This is a genomic window from Actinoplanes sp. NPDC051470, assembly GCF_040682035.1.
Classification (GTDB): domain Bacteria; phylum Actinomycetota; class Actinomycetes; order Mycobacteriales; family Micromonosporaceae; genus Actinoplanes.
In genome coordinates this window covers 146961-167288 of the sequence record NZ_JBFBAA010000014.1, presented here as the reverse complement: position 1 = coordinate 167288, position 20328 = coordinate 146961, and the positions used below count along the sequence as shown (strand labels likewise).

Annotated in this window: 21 protein-coding genes, 1 tRNA gene and 1 other RNA gene; 12 read left to right on the top strand and 11 right to left on the bottom strand. The window is 69.9% G+C overall.

Features of this window, described 5'->3' with window-relative positions:
* The first annotated feature begins 98 nt into the window (after window positions 1-98).
* Window positions 99-347: an Arc family DNA-binding protein gene (locus AB0M54_RS24950; protein WP_364474030.1), complete on the top strand. Its 249-nt coding sequence runs from the start codon at window positions 99-101 to the stop codon at window positions 345-347.
* Window positions 347-772: a type II toxin-antitoxin system VapC family toxin gene (locus tag AB0M54_RS24945; RefSeq protein WP_364474093.1), complete on the top strand. Its 426-nt coding sequence runs from the start codon at window positions 347-349 to the stop codon at window positions 770-772. Before AB0M54_RS24950 ends, AB0M54_RS24945 begins: the two co-directional genes overlap by 1 nt.
* Window positions 773-962: 190 nt before the next feature.
* Here AB0M54_RS24945 and AB0M54_RS24940 read toward each other — a convergent pair whose 3' ends face one another.
* Both AB0M54_RS24940 and AB0M54_RS24935 read right to left on the bottom strand, forming a co-directional pair.
* Window positions 963-1385, bottom strand: a complete 423-nt coding sequence (locus AB0M54_RS24940; RefSeq protein ID WP_364474028.1) for a type II toxin-antitoxin system VapC family toxin — start codon at window positions 1383-1385, stop codon at window positions 963-965.
* A complete protein-coding gene (locus AB0M54_RS24935; protein ID WP_364474026.1) occupies window positions 1375-1644 on the bottom strand; it encodes a type II toxin-antitoxin system prevent-host-death family antitoxin in 270 nt (89 codons plus the stop codon). Before AB0M54_RS24935 ends, AB0M54_RS24940 begins: the two co-directional genes overlap by 11 nt.
* Window positions 1645-2278: 634 nt before the next feature.
* On the opposite strand from AB0M54_RS24935, the gene AB0M54_RS24930 reads away from it, so the two are divergent.
* Entirely contained in the window at window positions 2279-2962 is a 684-nt protein-coding gene (locus AB0M54_RS24930) for a response regulator transcription factor (RefSeq protein WP_364330493.1), read from the top strand.
* Window positions 2959-4410 carry an ATP-binding protein gene (locus AB0M54_RS24925; RefSeq protein WP_364474025.1) on the top strand — a complete coding sequence of 484 codons (1452 nt, stop codon included), beginning with the start codon at window positions 2959-2961 and terminating at the stop codon, window positions 4408-4410. The genes AB0M54_RS24930 and AB0M54_RS24925 overlap by 4 nt, the downstream gene beginning before the upstream one ends.
* A gap of 128 nt (window positions 4411-4538) precedes the next feature.
* Here the strand turns inward: AB0M54_RS24925 and AB0M54_RS24920 are convergent, their stop codons facing one another.
* On the bottom strand, window positions 4539-6689 hold the full coding sequence (locus tag AB0M54_RS24920; RefSeq protein WP_364474024.1) for an MMPL family transporter: 2151 nt from the start codon (window positions 6687-6689) through the stop codon (window positions 4539-4541).
* Window positions 6690-6948: 259 nt separating this feature from the next.
* On the opposite strand from AB0M54_RS24920, the gene AB0M54_RS24915 reads away from it, so the two are divergent.
* Window positions 6949-8160: a monooxygenase gene (locus tag AB0M54_RS24915; RefSeq protein WP_364474022.1), complete on the top strand. Its 1212-nt coding sequence runs from the start codon at window positions 6949-6951 to the stop codon at window positions 8158-8160.
* Window positions 8161-8295: 135 nt separating this feature from the next.
* Here AB0M54_RS24915 and AB0M54_RS24910 read toward each other — a convergent pair whose 3' ends face one another.
* The 3 genes from AB0M54_RS24910 to AB0M54_RS24900 form a co-directional block, all read right to left on the bottom strand.
* Window positions 8296-8961: a response regulator transcription factor gene (locus AB0M54_RS24910; RefSeq protein WP_364330508.1), complete on the bottom strand. Its 666-nt coding sequence runs from the start codon at window positions 8959-8961 to the stop codon at window positions 8296-8298.
* Between the two features lie 317 nt (window positions 8962-9278).
* Window positions 9279-9351: transfer RNA gene (locus tag AB0M54_RS24905), tRNA-Ala, on the bottom strand.
* A gap of 74 nt (window positions 9352-9425) precedes the next feature.
* Entirely contained in the window at window positions 9426-9983 is a 558-nt protein-coding gene (locus AB0M54_RS24900; RefSeq protein WP_364319002.1) for a YqgE/AlgH family protein, read from the bottom strand.
* Window positions 9984-10222: 239 nt separating this feature from the next.
* Between AB0M54_RS24900 and AB0M54_RS24895 the strand changes: the two genes are divergently transcribed.
* Window positions 10223-11029 carry an S-methyl-5'-thioadenosine phosphorylase gene (locus tag AB0M54_RS24895; protein WP_364319000.1) on the top strand — a complete coding sequence of 269 codons (807 nt, stop codon included), beginning with the start codon at window positions 10223-10225 and terminating at the stop codon, window positions 11027-11029.
* Window positions 11030-11085: 56 nt separating this feature from the next.
* Window positions 11086-11769 (top strand): hypothetical protein, encoded by a 684-nt coding sequence (locus tag AB0M54_RS24890; protein ID WP_364474020.1) that lies wholly within the window; start codon window positions 11086-11088, stop codon window positions 11767-11769.
* Window positions 11770-11772: 3 nt separating this feature from the next.
* Here the strand turns inward: AB0M54_RS24890 and AB0M54_RS24885 are convergent, their stop codons facing one another.
* On the bottom strand, window positions 11773-12753 hold the full coding sequence (locus tag AB0M54_RS24885; RefSeq protein WP_364474018.1) for an aminoglycoside phosphotransferase family protein: 981 nt from the start codon (window positions 12751-12753) through the stop codon (window positions 11773-11775).
* A gap of 87 nt (window positions 12754-12840) precedes the next feature.
* Between AB0M54_RS24885 and AB0M54_RS24880 the strand changes: the two genes are divergently transcribed.
* The 4 genes from AB0M54_RS24880 (at window position 12841) to AB0M54_RS24865 (ending at window position 16558) form a co-directional block, all read left to right on the top strand.
* Complete coding sequence (locus AB0M54_RS24880) at window positions 12841-13218, top strand: hypothetical protein (RefSeq protein ID WP_364318992.1); 378 nt, start codon at window positions 12841-12843, stop codon at window positions 13216-13218.
* A complete protein-coding gene (locus AB0M54_RS24875) occupies window positions 13215-13772 on the top strand; it encodes a hypothetical protein (protein WP_364318990.1) in 558 nt (185 codons plus the stop codon). The genes AB0M54_RS24880 and AB0M54_RS24875 overlap by 4 nt, the downstream gene beginning before the upstream one ends.
* 255 nt (window positions 13773-14027) lie before the next feature.
* Complete coding sequence (locus tag AB0M54_RS24870; protein ID WP_364474016.1) at window positions 14028-15116, top strand: alpha/beta hydrolase-fold protein; 1089 nt, start codon at window positions 14028-14030, stop codon at window positions 15114-15116.
* Window positions 15117-15169: 53 nt separating this feature from the next.
* On the top strand, window positions 15170-16558 hold the full coding sequence (locus AB0M54_RS24865) for a glycoside hydrolase family 43 protein (RefSeq protein WP_364474014.1): 1389 nt from the start codon (window positions 15170-15172) through the stop codon (window positions 16556-16558).
* On the opposite strand, the gene AB0M54_RS24860 is transcribed toward AB0M54_RS24865, so the two are convergent.
* Window positions 16511-17065 (bottom strand): CGNR zinc finger domain-containing protein, encoded by a 555-nt coding sequence (locus tag AB0M54_RS24860; protein ID WP_364474012.1) that lies wholly within the window; start codon window positions 17063-17065, stop codon window positions 16511-16513. The genes AB0M54_RS24865 and AB0M54_RS24860 overlap by 48 nt on opposite strands.
* An 89-nt stretch (window positions 17066-17154) precedes the next feature.
* Here AB0M54_RS24860 and AB0M54_RS24855 point away from each other — a divergent pair, with 89 nt between their 5' ends.
* The gene (locus AB0M54_RS24855; protein ID WP_364474010.1) at window positions 17155-18270 is read left to right on the top strand and encodes an epoxide hydrolase family protein; all 1116 of its coding nucleotides are present in this window, start codon (window positions 17155-17157) and stop codon (window positions 18268-18270) included.
* A 451-nt stretch (window positions 18271-18721) separates the two neighbouring features.
* Here AB0M54_RS24855 and ssrA read toward each other — a convergent pair.
* The 3 genes from ssrA to smpB all read right to left on the bottom strand — a co-directional run bounded on the left by ssrA (window position 18722) and on the right by smpB (window position 20291).
* Window positions 18722-19100: a transfer-messenger RNA gene (ssrA, locus tag AB0M54_RS24850) on the bottom strand.
* 71 nt (window positions 19101-19171) lie between these two features.
* Window positions 19172-19762: a hypothetical protein gene (locus AB0M54_RS24845; protein ID WP_364474008.1), complete on the bottom strand. Its 591-nt coding sequence runs from the start codon at window positions 19760-19762 to the stop codon at window positions 19172-19174.
* 52 nt (window positions 19763-19814) lie between these two features.
* Entirely contained in the window at window positions 19815-20291 is a 477-nt protein-coding gene (smpB, locus tag AB0M54_RS24840) for an SsrA-binding protein SmpB (protein ID WP_364318969.1), read from the bottom strand.
* Between the last annotated feature and the right edge of the window lie 37 nt (window positions 20292-20328).

Genomic DNA, 20328 nt, shown 5'->3' with positions numbered 1-20328 from the left:
TTGCACCATGCGAACCGCCCCACGCTGGTCGCCGGTGATCCGCTGAAGGGACCTGCGCTAGCATTGCTATCAACGCCGAGTGACGAGGAGATGCGGCAATGGCAGCCCTCAGCATCCGAGACCTGGACGACTCAGTCAAAGAGAAGCTGCGTCTCCGAGCCGCCCGGCACGGCCGGTCCATGGAGGCCGAGATCCGCCTGATCCTCACCGCGGCCGCCACCGAAGACGAACGCCCCCGAACCGACCTCTTCAGCGCGCTGACCGAGCGGTTCGGACAGATCGGCGGAGTCGAACTCGACGTCCCGGCCCGGACCACCCCACCCCGAGCGGCGGACTTCAGCGAGTGATGATCGTCCTCGACACCAACGTCGTCTCGGAACTCATGCGTGCCACACCCGCTCCGGCCGTACTTGCCTGGCTCCAGCAAACGTCCACCACCGGTCTCTACACCACGTCGGTCACAGTCGCTGAGATCCGCTACGGCATCGCGCGGCTATCAGATGGCCGCCGCAAGCACGACCTGCACCAGTCAGCCGACGAGATCTTCGCCGCCTTCCCCCGCCAGGTCCTGCCCTTCGACCTCGCTGCCGCCACGGCCTACGCCGACCTGGTCGCCGGCCGGGAAGCGGACGGCATCCCGATCAGCGGATTCGACGGCCAGATCGCCGCCATCTGCCGATCGCAGGTCGCGACCCTCGCCACCCGCAACACCAAGGACTTCGCCGACACCGGAATCTCCCTCATCGACCCTTGGCAGCAGACAACCGCGTGACGCCACCAGCTTCGACTCTCGCAACCACAGCAAGAACACGGCTCCCCGCCGGTGCGGTTCGCGCAATGCCTCAACCGACCGGAACGGCCGCGCAGGTCAGCGAATAGATGGACCGGACGCTGCACCATACGAACCGCCCGATCGCCATCGCGGGCGACCCACTACCTGGACGCCTGGTCAGCGTACGGCTTCATTCATCAGCCGGCCGGGGTACAGCAACGAGCTCGACCAGCTGGTCGAGTCCGGCAAAGTCACGGGGGTTTGTGGTGTAGAGCGGAAGCCGGTTGGCGGCGGCGATCGAGGCGATCATCAGGTCCGCGACACGACGGCGCGGCGTGCGTCCGACGGCCAGGAGAGCGGCCGACACCATGCCGTAAGTTCGGGCCGCCTCCGCGTCGAAGGGCAGTGGATCGAAAGTCGCCTCGGTGTGCTGCAACACGCTCATCCGCTTAGCCCGCTCCACCGGATCGTCAGTGTGATGCGGACCGGCGGACAGCTCAGCCAGCGTCACCGCGCTGATGACCATCTCGTTGGGTAGTAGCGCCGGATCAAGTACGGCCAGATGCACAACGATGTTGGTGTCGATCAGGCCGCGCGTGGCGTCACCACTCACGGTCGAACGGGTCCTGGTCGATGCCGTCGTCGAGATCGGCACGCAACCGGTCGGGATCAACGACAGCAGCGGTGGCGAAGGTGGCCATCACTTGCTCACGGGCGACGAAGGTGCGCCGCCGCAGCGGAATCAGGCGGCCGATCGGAGTCCCATTTCGTGTGATGGTGTACGACTCACCGCGCTCAACCCCACGCATGATGGCACCGGAGTCGTTCCGGAGTTCGCGTTGAGTGATCTCGTGACGCAAAGGGTCCGCCATTCACCCAGCGTAGCGCAGTCGTGCTACAAGACGCTACAAGGTGCTACCCAAGTCTCGTCACAGCTCTCCTCGACGAATACCTCAACGAGCTCTACGGCCGAGCATGTGCGACAACGTTCGCGGTAGGCAGCGGCCTCACGTTTGATCATCTCAGCGACGATCTCAAGGCACTTGCCAAAGAGCCACGAGGGGAACGCACCTGGGCCTACTCCCCGGGGTCCTGGTTCGTCGGCGACCTAGGTATGACTACGATTTTGTGTCCAAGGTGAAGGCGCGACGGTGGAGATCCTCGCGCGGTGTTCCCGACCTGGGATCCTTCGAGGCTACTGGACAAGTCATGCAGTTCGAGGGCTGAGCGAGGTCGAAGGGGTTGCCCCGCCGATGACGAAGTCGCTCGATGTGCTGCTCGGGCGCTGCGCCGACGCGCTCAGCGCGAGTCAGATAACGCGGGGCGTCCGGGGGCTCGGCCCCCGGAGCTGGCATCGTTGAGCTGAGGGGACTCGAACCACTTCAGGCATCCGTAAGAGCACCCGCGGGCACCACAGCGGCGACGTCTCTAATCCTGGCCTCAGGTTGATCGGGGAGAGTGAGCGGCAAAAGCATCGACTGGAGGAGGCGGGCCGGGGTGCGGATCATGATCGCCGACGATGACGCGGCCATCCGTGAGTCGTTGGAGCGGGTGCTTCAGGTCGAGGGTTACGACACCAGCACCGTCGCCAACGGTCTCGCCGTGCTCGACGGGGTCGGTGGGGCCGGCGGTGACACGCTGGATCTGCTGATCCTCGACGTGATGATGCCCCGCCTCGGCGGGTTGGAGACCTGCCGGCGGTTGCGGGCGGCGGATCGGGATCTGCCGGTGCTGATGCTGACCGCCCGGGATCAGGTCTCCGACCGGGTCGCGGGGCTGGACGCGGGCGCCGACGACTATCTGCCCAAGCCGTTCGCCACCGAGGAGTTGCTGGCCCGGGTGCGGGCCCTGCTGCGCCGGCGCACGCCGACCGACGGGGAGCCGCAGATCCTGTCGTTCGCCGATGTCCGGCTCGATCCTGACCGGTTCGAGGCGTGGCGGGGCGGGCGGCCGCTGCGCCTGACCCGGACCGAGTTCTCCCTGCTGCAGGTCCTCGTGCGCAACGCGACCCGGGTCTTGACCCGCGACGCGCTGTTCGAGGCGATCTGGGGCTTCGACATGAGCACCACCGCCAACAACCTCCAGGTGTACGTGAGCTACCTGCGCCGCAAGATGGAGGCCGAGGGTGAGCCGCGATTGATCTACACGCTGCGCGGTCTGGGATACACGTTGCGGGAGACTCCTCCGTGAGCCGGCACGCCCGCCGGGAACCGCGCCGGCTGACCCGATGGTGGCGCCGGCGGTCCCTGCGGACCAGGCTGACGGTGATCGCGGCGACGGCCATCGCGGTCAGCGTGTTCGTGGCCTTCCAGGTGGCCAGCGAGCTACTGGACTGGCAGCTGCAGGACACCGTCGAAAATCAGCTACGCGCCGACTCCCGCGTCCTGGCGACGAACGCGGAGCGCGCCGGTCCGGCGCAGGTCGAGCTACCGCCGTATCCCGGATCCGGTCGGCTGGTGCGGGTCATCCTGCCCGACGGCTCGACCCGGATGCCGGCCGGCCAACCCCCGCTACCCCCGGTCAGTGAACCCGCCGGGCGCGTGGCGCAGGGCGCGTCGGCTGACCTGATGGAGTCGGGCGACAGCGACGACGACGGCTACCTCATCTACACCCTCCGGGCGGGCGACGGCGCGGTCCAGGTGGCCCGCGTCGCCGACGACAGCCCGGTCAACCAGTTCGGGTTCGGCATGCTGCTGATCGGGCTGCTCTGCGTGGCCGGCGGCGCCCTGGTCGGGCGGACCGTGGCGCGGACCGGGCTGGCGCCGATCGACCGGCTGACCGCCGCCGCGGTCCGTGTCGCGCACACTCAGGATCTCGACGCCGACATCCCGGACGAGGGCGGTGGGGAGATCCGGCGGCTGATCCAGTCAATCAACGACATGCTCGCCGCGCTCCGGGACTCCCGGCGGGCCCAGCGGCTGCTCGCCGAGGACGCCGCTCACGAGCTCAAGACCCCGCTCACCAGCCTGCGCCTCAACATCGAGCTGCTGATCCGGCTCGATCGGCGCGGCACCCTGGACAGCGCGTTGCCGGCCGAGAGCCGGACCCGGCTGCTCAACGATCTCGGCGCCCAGGTGGCCGAGTTGAGCACCCTCGCCGCCGAGTTGACCGACCTGGCCCGCGGTGACGTCAGCGACGAGAGCACCGAGGTGCTCGACCTCGCCGACGTGGTGGTGACCGCCGCGACCCAGGCGCGTTCCCGCGTGCCCGACATCGAGGTCGCGCTCGACGTGACCTCCGTGTGGGTGAGCGGGCGTCCCGCCGCGCTCCAGCGGGCGGTGCTCAACCTGATCGACAACGCCGGCAAGTGGTCCCCCGCCGACCAGCCGGTCCAGGTCCGGCTCCGTGCCGAGGGCGCGTCGGCGGTGCTCGAGGTCGACGACGCCGGGCCGGGCATCGACGCCGCCGACGTACCGCGGGTGTTCGACCGGTTCTACCGGGCCGACAGCGCCCGGGCGTTGCCGGGATCCGGTCTGGGGCTGTCGATCGTGCAGCGGGTCGTCGACGCCCACGGCGGCCGGGCCACCGTCGCCCGCTCCGCACGCGGTGGCGCGCTGCTTCGGGTCGACCTTCCGGCCGCGGGCCCGCCCGCCCCGATCGCGCGGCTCACCGCTGGGGAGGACACCGCGGCGCGCTGACGCGCCCCGGCGGCACGGCGCAGGACCAGAGACGGCGGCCCTCGGGCATGGCCCAGCGCGGCTCAGGACCAGAGGCGGTGGCTATAAGAGATCCGGGACGGGCCTGGGTCCCCGTCCCGGATCTCGGCTCACCGTTGCAGCGCGAGTTCCTCGTCGTCGGCGAGCGACTGTTGCCCCTTCGGCGGCTCCGTCGTCGGACGGGACAGCCGGCTCGGCCACCAGATCCGCCGGCCGATCAGCAGGGTGAGGGCGGGCACCAGGACCGATCGCACCAGCAGGGCGTCGAGCAGCACGCCGAAGGCGACCAGGAACCCGACCTCGATCAGCATCACCAGCGGAAGTGTGGCGAGGACGGCGAACGTGGCCGCCAGGACCAGGCCGGCCGAGGTGATGACGCCACCGGTGGCCGAGAGGGCTTTGAGCATTCCCGCTCTGGTGCCGAGGCGCACGGTCTCCTCCCGGGCCCGGCTGGCCAGGAAGATGTTGTAGTCGACGCCGAGCGCCACCAGGAACATGAATGCCAGCAGCGGCACCGAGTAGTCGACACCCTTGAACCCGAGGATCGTGTCGAAGATGAACACGCTGCCGCCGAAGGCTGCGGCGAACGAGACGATCACGGTGGCCATCAGGACCAGCGGGGCCACGACCGCGCGCAACAGCAGCCCGAGGACGATCAGGACGACGGCGAGCACCAGCGGGATCACCAGCTTCTCGTCGCGGCTGGTGGTCACCTCGGTGTCGAGGTTCTCCGCGCTCGGCCCGCCGACGATCGCCTCCGCCCCGTTCACGGCGTGCACAGCGGTGCGTACCCGCTTGATCGTGTCGTACTCGGCGACGGTGTCCGGCGCATCCGTGGGAAACACGGAGATGTCGGCCCAGCCACCGCTGGTCTGACCCGGGATGGCCACGGCCACACCGCTGGTGCGCTTGACGATATCGAGCACCCGCTCCTGGTACGCCGGCCGCGCGAAGATCGTCATCGGCTGGCCGCCGAGCTCCGGGAAGTGCTGGCGGAGAACGGTGAAGCCGGTGACCGACTCCGGCGCGGACAGGAACTGGTCCTGCTCCCGCAGGGCGCCGGTGTTGCCCGCCAGCCCGATGGCGAACACGCCGAGGACTCCGAGCGAGGCGAGCGTCGCCACCCACCGGCGGCGGCTGATGGCGGCCCCAAGCCGTCCCCACAGCCCCGGCTTCTCCTCCACGGCCGTGCTGAACCGCGGGATGGCGGGCCAGAAGATCCGCCGGCCGAGCACCACGAGCACCGCCGGGAACAGCGTCAGCATGGCCACCAGCGCGCACAGGATGCCGGCCGCACCGATCGGGCCCAACCCGCTGGTGCTGTTCAGGTCTGCGACGAGCAGGCAGAGCAGGCCGGCGACCACGGTGGCCGCGGACGCGACGGTGGCCGGCGCCGCGCCGCGTAGCGCGTGGACCATCGCGACCCGGACGTTCTGGTGGTGGTGCAGCGTCTCCCGATATCGAGCGATGAGCAGCAGCGCGTAGTCCGTGCCGACGCCGAACACCAGGATCGTCAGCAGCGCCGAGTTCTGGTCGTTGATCACGATGCCGAAGCCCTTGACGAGCAGGTAGACGGTCGCCATCGCGGTCAGTGCGGCCGCGCCCACGGCCACCAGCGGGATGACCCACAACACCGGGCTGCGGTAGGTGAGGATGAGCAGAAGCGTGACGACGATGACGGTGGTGAGGAAGACCTGCAGGTCGATGCCGTCGAAGACGGCGTCCATGTCGCCGTCGATCGCGGCCGGGCCGGTCACGTCGAGTTCCAGGCCGGCGGGGCGGTCCTTCGCGGCGTCACGCAATGGGCCGACGATGGCCTCCGGTGCGCCGTTGGTCGTGCTCACGTCGAGGGTGAACATCATCGCCTGGCCGTCGGTGGAGGGTCTCGTCGGTGGGCCCTCGTCGTCCTCGCCGGCCGGGGCCGCCACCTTCGGCGGGTACCGGTTGGCAAGGGTGTTGTAGTGGCGCTCGACCGTCGCGCGGTCGGCGTCGGTCATGCCGCCGGCGCGGTGGTACACGAAGACGAACGTGTTGTCCTCACCGCCGGGGAGGCTGTCTTCCAGTACCGCGACCTTGGTGGACTCGGCGGTGGCCGGCAGGGTGTCCACGGCGCGGTCGGTGGTGACGGAGCTCAACTTTCCGCTCAGCGGCACCATGACCGCCGCCAGCACCACCCACAGGCCAATCACCAACCACGGCACCCACCGGCCGGCCAGCCGACCGGGCGGCGTTTCCCCGGACGGCGCTGCGTTGACTGCCATTCACTGGCCTCCTACATACGGGTTACATCGCTTTCGGACGCCTACTTCGTACCGAGCGAATCTGAGACGACCGTTAATCGGCGCTCAGGCCGGTTGGCCGAACCAGGCGCCCGGCGCACGCACCGGCGTGGTGGCGTCGAGGTCCTGCCCGGTGGTGTCGAACGGCGCTCCGGAGAGTCGCACCGTGGTACCACCTCCCTCCCAGGATGACCACCGTGGTACGACGAAACGGGACGGAATCGGGCCTAGCGTTCAGGTTATGAGGAAACCTGACAGTCCACGGTGGAGGTTCGGGGCGGCCACCATGGCGCTGGCGACGGCGTTCGCTGTCGCCGCCTGCGGGTCGAACGCCGACAACAGTGCGGCGCCCGCCACGGCCGGCCCGCACAGCGCGCACGCGGGCGGGTCGTCGGCTCCACCGCAGCCGCTGCGCGCCGGCGAGCGGTTCGCCGACCTGAAGATGCCCGAGGCATACACGCCCGCGCCGCCGGCGGGCGGCGGCACGGACGAGTACCGGTGCCAGGTGATCGATCCGGGCCTGACCAAGGCGCAGTTCCTGACCGGGACCCAGGTCATGCCGGAGAACCTCGACATCGCGCACCACGCCATCGTGTACGCGGTGCGGCCGGACAAAGCTGCCCTGGTGCGCGCGCAGGACGCGAAGGTCCCCGGCCCCGGCTGGCAGTGTTTCGGCGGGACCGGCGTGAAGGGCGCCGACGTGGAGGACGACGAACCGGGCGCGACGTGGGTGGACACCTGGACTCCGGGCGCCACGGAGACCCTGTTCACCCAGGACATCGGCTTCAAGCTGGAGCCGGGCACCCTGATCATCTTCCAGATGCACTACAACCTGTTGACGACCGACGGCAAGCCGGCCGGGCCGGACCGCTCCGCGGTGCGGCTGCGGCTGACCGACGGCACGCCGCAGACCCGGGAACTCGACACCTTCCCGCTCGACGCGCCGACCGAACTGCCCTGCCTCCCCGACGAGTCGGGCCCGCTCTGCGACCGGGCGGCCTCGATCGCGGACGTCACGAAGCGGTTCGGGGCGGAGACCGGCGAAACCGCGGATCGTCAGGTGGAGGAGTGCGGCCAGAGCGCGCCGAAGCCCGGTAACACCCAGACCTGCGACCACAAGGTGGAGGAGCCGATGACTCTGTTCGCCGGTTTCGGGCACATGCACTGGCTTGGGCGGGCCATCAAGGTCGAACTCAACCCGGGCAAGCCGAACGCCAAGGTCGTGCTCGACGTGCCCCAGTTCGACTTCGACAACCAGCGGCTGCAGAAGCTGCCGTCGCCGGTGGACATCGGCCCCGGCGACACGTTGCGGGTAACCTGCACGCACGACGCGGGGCTGCGCAAACAGCTGCCGCAGCTGCGCAAGCTGCCGCCGCGCTACGTGGTGTGGGGCGACGGCACCAGCGACGAGATGTGCGCGGGCATCATGACGGTTTCTCCCCGCAAGTCCTGACGAAGCGCGAACGTGTGTGAGCTCACTGAGGTCAACAAGGCGAAAGCCAGCTCTGAGCTCACACACGGTAACGCAAGCGGATCGGTGCGGCTGGGAACTACGGTCGAGCCCCCCACAGACGCGCGAGATGAAGCGCTAGATCGGCCGGGTGAGTCTCAGGTCGTAGGCGAGGATGACGGCCCGGATCCGGTCCCGTGCGCCGATCTTGGCGAGGACCCGCCCGACGTGGGTCTTCACCGTCGACTCCGACAGCGTGAACCGTTGCGCGATCTCGCCGTTGGTGAGGCCGTGGCCGATGGCGACGAGGATCTGGCGCTCGCGGCCGGTCAGGGAGTCCAGCCGGGGATCCTCCCGCACGGGCTCGCAGGGGTCATCCTCGAGCCGGTCGGCGAACGCGTCGAGCAGCCGCCGAGTCAGCGCCGGCGCGATCACCGCGTCCCCGGCGGCGACGGCCCGGATGCCGGCGAGCAGCTCCTCCGGGCGGATGTCCTTGAGCAGGAAACCGCTCGCCCCGGCCCGCAGCGCGGCGAGCACGTACCGGTCCACGTCGAACGTCGTCAGCACCAGGATCCGCGAACGCCCACCGGCGGCGACGATGCGCCGGGTGGCCTCGATCCCGTCGACGCCCGGCATGCGGATGTCCATCAGCACCACGTCGGGATGCAGCTCGGTGATCCGCCGAACGGCCTCGGCGCCGTTCTCGGCCTCGCCGACGATCTCGGTGTCGGGGGTGCTCTCCAGCAGCATGCGAAACCCGAAGCGCTGCAGCGGCTGGGCGTCCACCACGAGCACAGAGATCATGAACGGCTGCCTTTCAGGGGGTCGTGCCGCCGTAGAGCGCGGCTCGGCGCGTTCGGCCATGCCGGCGAGGCCTACTTCATACCGAGCGAACCTGAGACGACTGTTAAACGGCGCTCAGGGTTAGAGATGATCATGGCCAGAGTGATCTCGGCCACTCAATCTCGGCCGTCGGGTCGGGCCTCCAGCCCCCCGCGAGAGCTTCATCCAGAAGCAGGTTTCCCCAGCTCAAGGCGTTCACCGCCACATACTGGGCACCAAAAAAATTCGCACCGCCCAACTGGAAAGTTGAACGGTGCGTTTTCCTTGCTCAAAATGGGTGGAGCTGAGGGGACTCGAACCCCTGACCCCCACACTGCCAGTGTGGTGCGCTACCAGCTGCGCCACAGCCCCTTGCTTCGCCTCAGGTCTCCCCGGGCACTCACGGAATAGTACACACCTCGCCGGGTCCACCGGGCGGAGGGGGCTCAGTTCAGGCTCGGGTCGGGCGGGAAGTGGGCCACCGCGGCCAGGATGTCGCCCTGGCGGCGCAGGACCATGCCCCAGAGGTCGTCCGGGCGGGTGACGAACGGGTCGCCGGGCAGGGCGTCGAAGACGAACCAGGAGCCCGAGCTGATCTCGTCCTCGAGCTGGCCGGGCGACCAGCCGGAGTAGCCCGCGAACACCCGGATGCCGGCCACGCTGTCGCGCAGGCGGTCGGGGTCGGCCGACAGATCGACCGTGCCCAGGGCCCCGGCCACCTGGTGGAACCCGGTCAACCGCTTCTTCACCTCGGGGCGGGTGCGGGCCAGGCAGATCGCCGACTCGGGCTGCACCGGGCCGCCCTCGAACAGGACCGCGGGATCGCCGGCCAGCTCGCCCCATGTGCCCAGCACCTCGGCGACCGGAACCTCGGTGGCCCGGTTGAGGACCACACCCAGCGCACCGCCGGTCTCGTGCGCCACGAGGAGCACGACCGTACGGTCGAAGTTGGGATCTTTGAGGGTCGGAGTCGCAACCAGTAACTGACCGGTCATCGACTCCATCGACCGACCTCCGATCCGCTGTCCCTCGCTATACACGATGCCTCCGCCACCCACCGGCCACGCGCCGCGCACCGCCGACGCTCCCGGCCGGGAACCGCGCGCGGCCGGCGCCCTCGGCCGGGAGTCGCGCACCGCCCACGCGCGCGGCCGGGAGCCGCGTGGCCGGAAGCGGAGTGGTTGAGAGCAACGCCATGCAACGCACGATAGCCGCTGCTGTCGGCCACGGATAAGGTCTGCGCATGAACCATCCACCCTCAGCGGCGGAGATCGGCGTGATCGGCGGATCCGGCCTCTACGCACTGCTCGACAACGCTCACGAGGTGGAGGTGTCCACGCCCTACGGTCCGCCGTCCGACCCGATCACCGTGGCCGAGGTCGGCGGCCGGAGTGTCGCCTTTCTGCCACGACACGGCCGTGATCACCGCTTCCCACCCCACCAGATCCCCTATCGGGCCAATCTGTGGGCGCTGCGGTCGCTCGGCGTGCGCCAGGTGGTCGCTCCCTGTGCGGTCGGTGGGTTGCGGCCCGAGCTGGGTCCGGGCACGTTCGTGGTTCCCGACCAGTTGATCGACCGTACGAGCGGCCGGGCGCAGACCTACTACGAGCAGGGCGCCGTGCACGTGTCGTTCGCCGACCCCTACTGCCCCGACGGGCGGGTGGCGGTGCTGGCCGCGTCCGAACGGGTGAACGCGGTCGACGGCGGCACGATGGTGGTGATCGAGGGCCCGCGCTTCTCCACCCGTGCCGAGTCGCGGTGGTTCACCTCGATCGGCGGCACGATCGTGAACATGACCGGTCACCCCGAGGCGGTCCTGGCCCGCGAGCTGGCCCTCTGCTACACGGCGATCGCCCTGGTCACCGATCTCGACGCCGGCGTCGAGGGCGACCACGGCGTGACCCAGGACGAGGTCTTCAAGGTCTTCGCCGACAACACCGCCCGCCTGCGTGAGGTCCTCCTCGACGCGGTGACCCGCCTGCCCGCCGAGCGCACCTGCCCGTGCGGTCACGCCCTCGACGGCATCAAGCTCCCCCTCGACCTCCCCTGACACGCTCCCTCTTCTCCGACGGCAACCTTTAGCGGGGTCGTCACGTCTGGAGGGGCATGAAGAGCGGAACGGACGAGTCCTTCGCCGCGTTCGTGGCGGCTCGGTCGGGGCGGCTGATCGCGCTCCGTACCGCCCTGAACGATCTGGCCGCCGACACCCCGGGCCTGTCGTCGGACGACATGCTGCGCGCGGGCCGGCGGTTCCGGACCCGGCGCTGGGTGATGGCCGTGAGCGGCGCGACGCTCGTGGTGGCGGCCGGTCTCGCCTTCGGTCTGACCGGGCCGAACCTCGCCGGGCCGCCGGTCATGTCGGCGCCGACCGACCGGGCCACGACCGCGGTGGTGCCGATCGAGCAGCTCTTCGAGGCGACCGGGGAGCTGGAGGCGGAGAATGGCGTCCACACCCGGGCGTTCACCTATCTCGCGGTGCCCGGCGAGGCCCGGTTCCAGGCGACGGCCCAGTATTCGCGGGTCAAGGTGCCACAGAAGCTGCCGGACACCGTCGACGTGCCGTTGGCGCCGCCGACGACCGTGACGCTGGACGGCGTACCCGTGACGGTGACCTTGCAGGCGACCGACGAGGGCGTGGGGCGTTTCCTGACCTGGACGCACCACGGCAGCAACTATTACCTGTCGGCCGACCCGGAACGCCGCACCGGCGAGGAGCCGACCAAGCTGCCGCACGGCCCGAACGACACCGAGCTGTACGCCCTGGTGGAGTGGATCAACGAGGGCAACTGAGGGTCAGCCCTTGATCGCGCCCGCCGTCATGGCTTCGGCCAGGCGGGCGCGGGCCCAGTCGGCGTGGTCCGAGCCGAATCCCCGGTACGCGGTCTCGATGACCAGGATCAGCCCGAGGTGAACGTTGTACAGACGACGGCGCCGGTGTTCGTCCGCGGTCAGCTCGGTCCGGCCGTACCCGCGCAGGTAGGCCGCCGGGTCGCCGAAGGCGGGCAGTCCGGTGCCGATGAAGATCGCCTCGATCAGCGGGTCGCCGTAGAAGGCTCGTTCGTGGTCGATGACGCTCGCGATCCGGCCGTCGCGGATCATCACGTTGTTCGGGAACAGGTCCCACTCGACGAAGCGCGGTTCGGTCACCGCGTCGAGGCAGCCGGCGTGCTCGGCGATCTCGGCCCTGACGTCGGCGTACGCGAAGCCGAGGTCGACGTCCCGCCGCGACCCGTCGCCCAGCAGGTCTTCGACCATCTGGGTGAAGAAGGCACGCCAGCTCGCCGCGCCGGGCCCGTCGAGCCGGCCGAACCGCCGGCCCCGGATCTGGTTGAGCTGCCGGTTCACCGCGCCGACGGCCTCGTCGTAGCCGTTCTGCTCGGCCGGCGCCAGGGTGTCCCGGATCATCCCGTAGTTGTCGGCGTCGACGAAGTCCATCAGGAACCAGTCGGCGTCGCACAGGTCCCGGCCGCGGTCGGCGAAGTGCACCGCGGGCACCGGCACGCCGGTGTGCTCGCGGATCAGCTCGAGGGCGGCCAGCTCGGTGGCCATCGCGTCCCGCTCGTAGGTCATGACCTCGACACCCGGCGGCGGCGCGACCTTCAGCACCGCTTGACGCCCGTCCCGCAGCCGCATCCGGTAGGCCGCGTTGAACCAGCCGTGCCCGAGCTCGCTGACCCAGTCGTGGCCCGCGGGCACCAGGCCGGCGCCGTACGCCCGCTCGGCCATGGCCCGCAGCGTCGCAACCGGTTGCCGGTTCTTCGTGAGGCTCTCCATGAAAGCGGGATCGTAGTTCTCATCTCCGGTCCGCGGGCGACCGATTATTCCGGCGCACCACCCCCCGCCGAGCACCGAAGGAGTGCCATGTCGCTCGACTACGAGCAGAAGCCGGAAGTCACCAACCCGTGGGCGACGCCGGCCCCGGCGCCACAGCCCTACCTGGTGACCCCGCCCGCCCCCATCGCCCCGCCGGCACCCTCCGGCCGCGAGATCCCGCTGCGCAAGCTGGCGCTCTTCGTGGCGGCCGGCTGGGTGCTGACCGCCGCGCTGGTGGTGGCGCTGTTCGCCGGTTTCGGCCCGCAGGGTCCGCAGGGAGAGCCGGGCGCGCCGGGTTCGAACGGCGTGGCCGGGCAGAACGGCGCCGACGGCCAGGACGGCGGCGACGGTCCGGCCGGCCCGCAGGGTCCCCAGGGACCGAAGGGCGCCACCGGCCCGCGCGGCCCGCAGGGAGACCGCGGATGAGGGTCACCCGACGCGTGATGGTGGTGCTCGTCGCCGGGGTGCTCGGCTGGGGCGGCGCGAGCGGGTTCGCGGTCGCCGCGGTCGCCGGCGTCGGCCCGCAGGGCGCGGTGGGCGCGACCGGTGCGGCCGGAGCGGCCGGGCCGAACGGCCGGGACGGTGCGGACGGCAAGGACAACACGACGGCCGGTCCGCGTGGTCCGCTCGGCGCGAAGGGCCCGACCGGCAACCAGGGCGCCAAGGGCCCGAAGTACCAGCCGACGACGCACACGGTCGTCTCCCGGTCGGGCACCGGCCCGTACACCAGTGGCACGGTCGCGGCCGAGAGCGGCGTCCCGATGACCGTCAAGTACACGGCCGACTGCGACTCGTACTTCCCGTTCCTGGGGTTGAGCTGGCAGGGGGACCCGGGCGACTACGACTACGTCTGGGAGGACGACGGGAACTACATGTCCGGCACGGACTACCTGAACGCCCCGTCCTCGGACTCGGGCTACTTCACGCTGCGGACCCAGACCGACTGCCACTGGACGATCAGGGTCACCCAGAAGTACTGACGGAACGGACGGGCCACGCCGGGGCTGAGGGTCGGCGTGGCCCGTCCGCGTCTCAGGCGTACGTGATGTCGGAGTCCGCGAACACGCAGCTGACGCCGTCCGCCCCCGCGCCGATCTTGGTCGGCTCGGCGCCGGTGTGACGATGGGTTGACCGACAGTCGTCCTTTGTGGAACCCTCCGTTGCGGCTTGATCACCTTTTGTTGGCGAGGGATCTCTTGTCCGACGATCTACGCAGTCCACTGGTGGCGCGACTGATGGACGACCCTTCGGCCCCGCTCGTCGAGCCCTGGGACGACGACCATGTCCTGGTCACCTTCCTGTGGCGGGGCGAGGCGAAGACCACCCGGGCGTGGTGGAACATCGAGGTCGACCTGGCCCGGATCCCCGGCACCGACGTCTGGCACGGTTCCCGCGTCTTCCCCCGCGACCTGCGGACGATCTACTGCATCACGCACGACGGCGTGGCCGACGCGCCGTCGACCCTCTCGTACGACGGCCCGTCCCACCTCGACCCCGGCAACCCGGCGGTCGTCCGGTTCGCCGCCGATCCGTACGACCCCAGCGACCGGGACAGCTACCTGTCCCTGTTGGAGCTGCCGGACGCGCCGGTGTCGCCGTGGACCGAGCCGCGACCGGGCGTGGTCCCCGGCGAGCTGTCCCTGGAGCGTCTCCCCGGCCACGACCTGCCGGTGACGATCTACCGCCCGCACGGCGTCGACCCGGCGGGCCGGCCCACCCTGGTCGTGTTCGACGGCTGGCTGGCGCAGACCGTGATGGCCATGCCCACCGCCCTGGACAACCTGATCGCCGACGGCCGGATCCCGCCGATGACCGCCCTCTTCGTGCACGCCCGCGAGGCGAGCCGCGACGACGACCTGATGCCCGGCCCGGCGATCGAGGGCCTGGTCGACGACCTCCTGCCGTGGGCCCGTTCGCTGGGCATCGGCGCGCCGACCGGCGGCAACGTGGTGGCCGGCATGTCCCGAGGCGGCCTCGTCGCCGCGTACCTCGGCCTGCGCCGTCCCGATCTCTTCAGCGGGGTGATCGCGCATTCCGGCAGCTTCTGGTGGCCGGCCCCCGGCGACGGTGAGCCACGCCGGTTGATCCGTGACGTGCCCCGGCTCGCCGGCGGCGACGTGCGCGTCTTCCTCGACGTCGGCCGGATGGAGACCATGCCGGGCCCCGGCGGCGCCCCGTCCCAGCTCAGCGTCTGCCGCGAGATGAGAGATCAACTGCGTCGTCATGGGTACGCCGTGAGCTACGCCGAGTTCTCCGGCGGCCACGACTACGTCAACTGGCGGCACACCTTCCCGTCAGCGTTGATCGCCGTCACTCGCCATTGATTTACATCGATGTAACATCGGGGCTCACTCCTCATCCCCCGTGGAGGTTCCCCGTGCCCCGACCACACCCCTGGACGGCGCTCCTCGCCGTACTCACCCTGCTCTTGTTCTTCCCCGCCCCCGCACGCGCCGCCGCCGGCACCTTCCGCAACCCGATCGGGACCGGCCCCGATCCGGCCATGACGTATTTCAACGGCAGCTACTACCTGGCGATGACCGAGGGTGACGCGATCCGGATCCGGCGGGCGCCGAGCGTCGCCGGCCTGCTGCGCGCGCCGGGCGTGCAGGTGTGGCGGGACAGTGACGCCTCACGCAACCAGCACGTGTGGGCGCCGGAGCTGCTCCGCAGCGGCGGCCGCTGGTACATCTACTACACCGCCGACAACGGCGTCGACGAGAGCCACCGGCTGTACGTCGCCGAGTCCAGCGGCGACGACCCGATGGGCCCGTACCACTTCAAGGCCCGCCTGGTGCCGCCGAACCGCGACGTCTTCGCCATCGACCCCGGGATCATGCAGCACAACGGCCGCCTCTACCTGATGTGGAGCGGGCTCAACGAGTTCCAGCACAACGGCATCAACATCGCGCCGCTGTCCAACCCGTGGACGGTCGCCGGCAACGCGGTCAGCCTGAACGCCGGCGGCCACTGCCCCGAGGTGCGCGAGGGGCCGGCGTTCCTCTACCGGGGCGGCCGCACCTGGATGACGTACTCGGTCTGCGACACCGGCAAGCCCGACTACGGCATCTGGATGATGAGCGTGGCGGCCACCGCCGACCCGCTGAACCGCGCGAGCTGGCAGCAGCACGACGGCAACCGTTTCCCCCGGCAGGACTCCCGCGGCGTCTTCGGCCCCGGTCACCACGGCTTCTTCACCAGCCCCGACGGCGCGGAGACGTGGATCGTCTACCACGCCAAGACGACCAGCGTGTTCACCTACACCAACCGCACGACCCGCATCCAGCGCATCTCGTTCAACGCCGACGGCAGCCCCAACCTGGGCCAGCCGCTGGCCATCGGCGCGACCCAGGACCTGCCGTCCGGCGACCCCGGCCCGTCCACCGGCTGGATCAACGACACCACCGTCTCGTACGCCGGAACCTGGAGCTCCGGCACCGGCTGCGCCGCCCAGTGCTTCTGGGGCGACGACCACTGGACCAACCAGACCGGCGCCACCGCCACCTACTCGTTCACCGGCACCCAGATCGCCCTGCTCTCGGTCCGCGACACCGGCAACGGCATCGCGGCCGTCAGCGTCGACGGCGGCACCGAGCAGCGCGCCGACTTCTACGGCGCCATCCGCGTCGGCGAGGCCCTCAACTACCTGTCGCCCAAGCTGGCCTACGGCACCCACACGCTGCGCGTACGCGTGACCGGCGAGAAGAACGCCGCGTCCTCAGGCACGTTCATCAGCATCGACCGAGCCGAGGTCTGGACCACCTGACGCCGACCGGCGTTCCCGGTAGGTGCGGGTCTTGTGGCGGTTGCCGCAGACCTCCATCGAGCACCAGCGGCCGCGGCCGCTGCGTGAGGTGTCGTAGAACGCCCAGCGGCAGTCTTCGGCCCCGCAGAGCTTGATTCGTTTCCAGTCGCCCGTGGCCGCGCCGGCCGCCACCGTCTCGACGATGGCGTCCAGCCACGGGCGGCCGGAGTCGGACGCCAGGCGCAGCTCGCCCGCGTCGCCCGGGGCCAGTCGCAAGGGATAGTCGGCTAAGACCGCCCCGTTCTTACTCTCACTTCCGCCCAGCAGGGACTGCCGCAGGGCCGTGCGCAGGGTGGTCGCCGCGGCCAGGTCGGCCGGTTGCGAACCCAGGTCGTGCGCCTCCAGCCAGTCGGACAGCGCCTGCGGCGAGCTCAGCTGGTCGCGGGCCACGTGGTTCTCGCCGTGCCGCCGGAACGTCCGCTCGTCGACGGTGTTCAGGAACTCCTCGATCAGCTTCAGTCCGGGCACGACACCACCATATCGCTTTACTGGTGTTGACTCAACGACGACACCAGTATTATCGTTCAGTGGTGTCGCACAGATTTCAGGAGGATCCGATGACTCTGCACGTGTCCGATGCCGACCTGGCCGACCTCCGAGAGCGCCTGGGCCGTACGCGCTGGGCGAAGTCCTGGCCCGTCGACCCGTGGGCGGCCGGCACCGACGGCGGCGAGTTGCGCCGGCTGGTCGACTACTGGGCCTCGTCGTACGACTGGCGCAAGCACGAGGCCGCCATCAACGCCCTGCCGTCCCGGTTCGCCGACATCGCCGGCGCCACCGTCCACTACCTGCGCTACGACGCCGAACGCGAGGGAGCGCCGCCGCTCCTGCTCATCAACGGCTGGCCCAGCTCGTTCCTGGAGCTGACCGGCCTGGCCGAACGGTTGTCGACCCCGTCGAAGTTCGGTGGCCGGCCCGAGGACGCGTTCACCGTGATCGTCCCGTCCCTGCCCGGCTACGGATTGTCCGAGCAGCGGCCGGCCCTCGGCGGCGTGCCGGTCCACGAGATCTGGCACCGGCTCATGCACGACGAGCTGGGCTTCGAACGCTACGGCGTGCACGGCTCGGACATCGGCGCGGGTGACGCCGGCTGGCTGGCCGAGGCCCACCCCGAGGCGGTGACCGGCCTGCACGTGCTGGATGTCACCGGCCCGGCCGCGTCCGAGCCGGCCGACCTGACCGACGACGAACGCGCGTGGCTGGCCGAGAACAAGCGCTGGCACGCCGACGAGGGCGGCTACTCCCACGAGCAGCGCACCCGCCCCCTGACCGCCGCGCAGGGCCTGTCCGACTCACCGTCCGGCCTGCTCGCCTGGATCCTGGAGAAGTACCGCGCGTGGAGCGACTGCGACGGCGACGTGTCAGCCAAGTTCGGCGACGACTTCCTGCTCACCCAGGCGTCGCTCTACTGGTTCACCAACACGATCTCAACGTCGTTCCGCCCGTACTACGAGCGCTACCACCAGCTCGTCCCCCGCCTCGAGCGGGTCACCGTGCCGACCGCGGTCGCATTCTTCCCGGCCGACATCGGCGGCCGGCAGCCCCGAGCCTGGGTCGAGCGCTTCTACAACGTCGTCCGCTACACCGAGATGCCCCGAGGCGGCCACTTCGCCGCCCTCGAGGAGCCCGACCTCCTGGCCACCGACATAACAACGTTCTTCCGCCAGCTCTGATTTCAACCCCGCCCGGCCGCCTTAACCAGGACTCTGGCGGCGAGCCGGGCGGTCGACGCGATCCAGAGGGGATGCGACCTCGAGGCTTACAAGTCCTAATCTGCACGCCTGCAATCGGTGTTAGCACCGAACAAGCGCACTCGAGCGTCATCCACCGTATGCCTCGCTCACTGAAAGCGCAGACTGAGGGGCTGACGCTGGTCACCCGAGATGCGGAGATTCAGAAGTACGACGTCCCCATCCTCGTCGCCTGACGGCTTCAACCTCACACCGCGGAACCGGGGCGACCCAATTCTGAGGGAAGCGTCCGCGGTGCCACGCGAAGCGCCAGGGCAACCCACCGCTGAGCGCAACCATCAGATAACGCGGGGCGTCCGGGGGCTCGGCCCCCGGAGCAGAATCGAGAGAGGCCCCGGCCCGCGCTTTCCGCGGGCCGGGGCCTCCGCCGAACTCGTGGAGGTGCCGGGAATCGAACCCGGGTCCTTCGGTGTTTCGTCAGGGCTTCTCCGAGCGCAGCTCACTGTGCCTCTACTCGGCCCCACCAATCACGTGAGCAAGTTGGTGTGACGGGCCCAGTCGCTGATTAATCTCGCCGCACGGACCCCGCGACCGGGTCCGGTTGGCCAACCTCCTAGCTGATGGCGGTTACTGGGCCGGAGGTACTCCCAGACCACCAGACTCAGCTACTCGCCTCAGGCGGCGAGAGCGTAAGAGTCAGCGCTATCGTTCTTGGCGCTTATAGTTTTCCGACGACCGATTCTCGAGACGACGTCGGCTTCCTCGGCTCGCTTCCCCTGTCTCCACGTACGAAGTCGAAACCAGTCACCCCCTGGACATGCCGCGCCCGTGGTGGGCGCGAACCCTAAGGATAACGCTTCCCGCCCCGCGGATCATCCCGGTATCAGCGGCGTCCGCCGCCGGAGCAGCTCTTGCCGTTGATCGAGCAGCTCAGGGGGCGGATGGAGGCGCCCCGGCCGACGTCGCCGCGGAACGAGAACATGGTCGTCCGGTCGGGTCCGAGCGAGCCGCCGCGGAAGACCGCGACGTTTCCGCCCGAGGAGAGCGTCGCCCCGGAGGCGCCGGTGATGTCGACGCCCGACTCGAAGGTCAGCGTCATGGTCCAACTGCCGGCCCCGTTCCCGGTGTTCTGGACCGCCCCGAAGCCCCGGACGTCGTCGCCGCGGCCGCGCTGCACCGAGTACCGGGCGTAGATCGAGGACGCCGCCGGCGGCGTGGTCCTGGTGGGCCTGGCCGACGGGGACCTGGAGGGTGTTCGGGACGGGGACGCCGACTTCGACGGTGACTTTGAGGCCACGGGCGACTTACGCAGCGTCGACGGCGGCGCGGCGCCGACCACGACCGCCGGTGGTGGCGGCGACTCGGCCACCGAGGGCAGGGGCGGCGAGACCATCAGCGGCTTGCCCGGCGCGGGGTCGCGGTTGAGGCGGACCACCAGACCGGTCACCCCGATACTGGCGAGTACCAGGGCCACGACCAGTACATATCGATGCCGGGCAACTAATTGCACGCAGGCACCTTATCGGTCAGGACATTCCTTTGCCACGTCGGCCCATGGCCCGGTCGATCTCTTTCTGGGCGTCCCGTTTGGCCAGGTCCTGACGTTTGTCGTACGCCTTCTTACCCTTGGCCAGCCCAAGTTCGACTTTCGCGTACCCGTTGTGGAAGTAGACCGAGAGCGGCACCAGCGTGACGCCGTCATCGCGCAGCTTGCCCTGCAGCTTGAGGATCTCGGCCCGGTTGAGCAGCAGCTTGCGCACCCGGCGCGGCTCGTGGTTGGTCCACGTGCCCTGCGTGTACTCCGGGATGTGCATGCCGTGCAGGAAGATCTCGCCGTTGTTCTCGTGGCCGAACGCGTCGGTCAGCGAGGCCCGACCGGCCCGCAGCGACTTGACCTCGGTGCCGGTGAGGGCCATCCCGGCCTCGTAGGTGTCGGTGATGGCGTAATCGTGCCGCGCCTTCCGGTTCGAGGCCACGACCTTGCGCCCCTGTTCGCGCGGCATGACTGCACTCCTGACCAAGAACGGAAATCGACCGCTC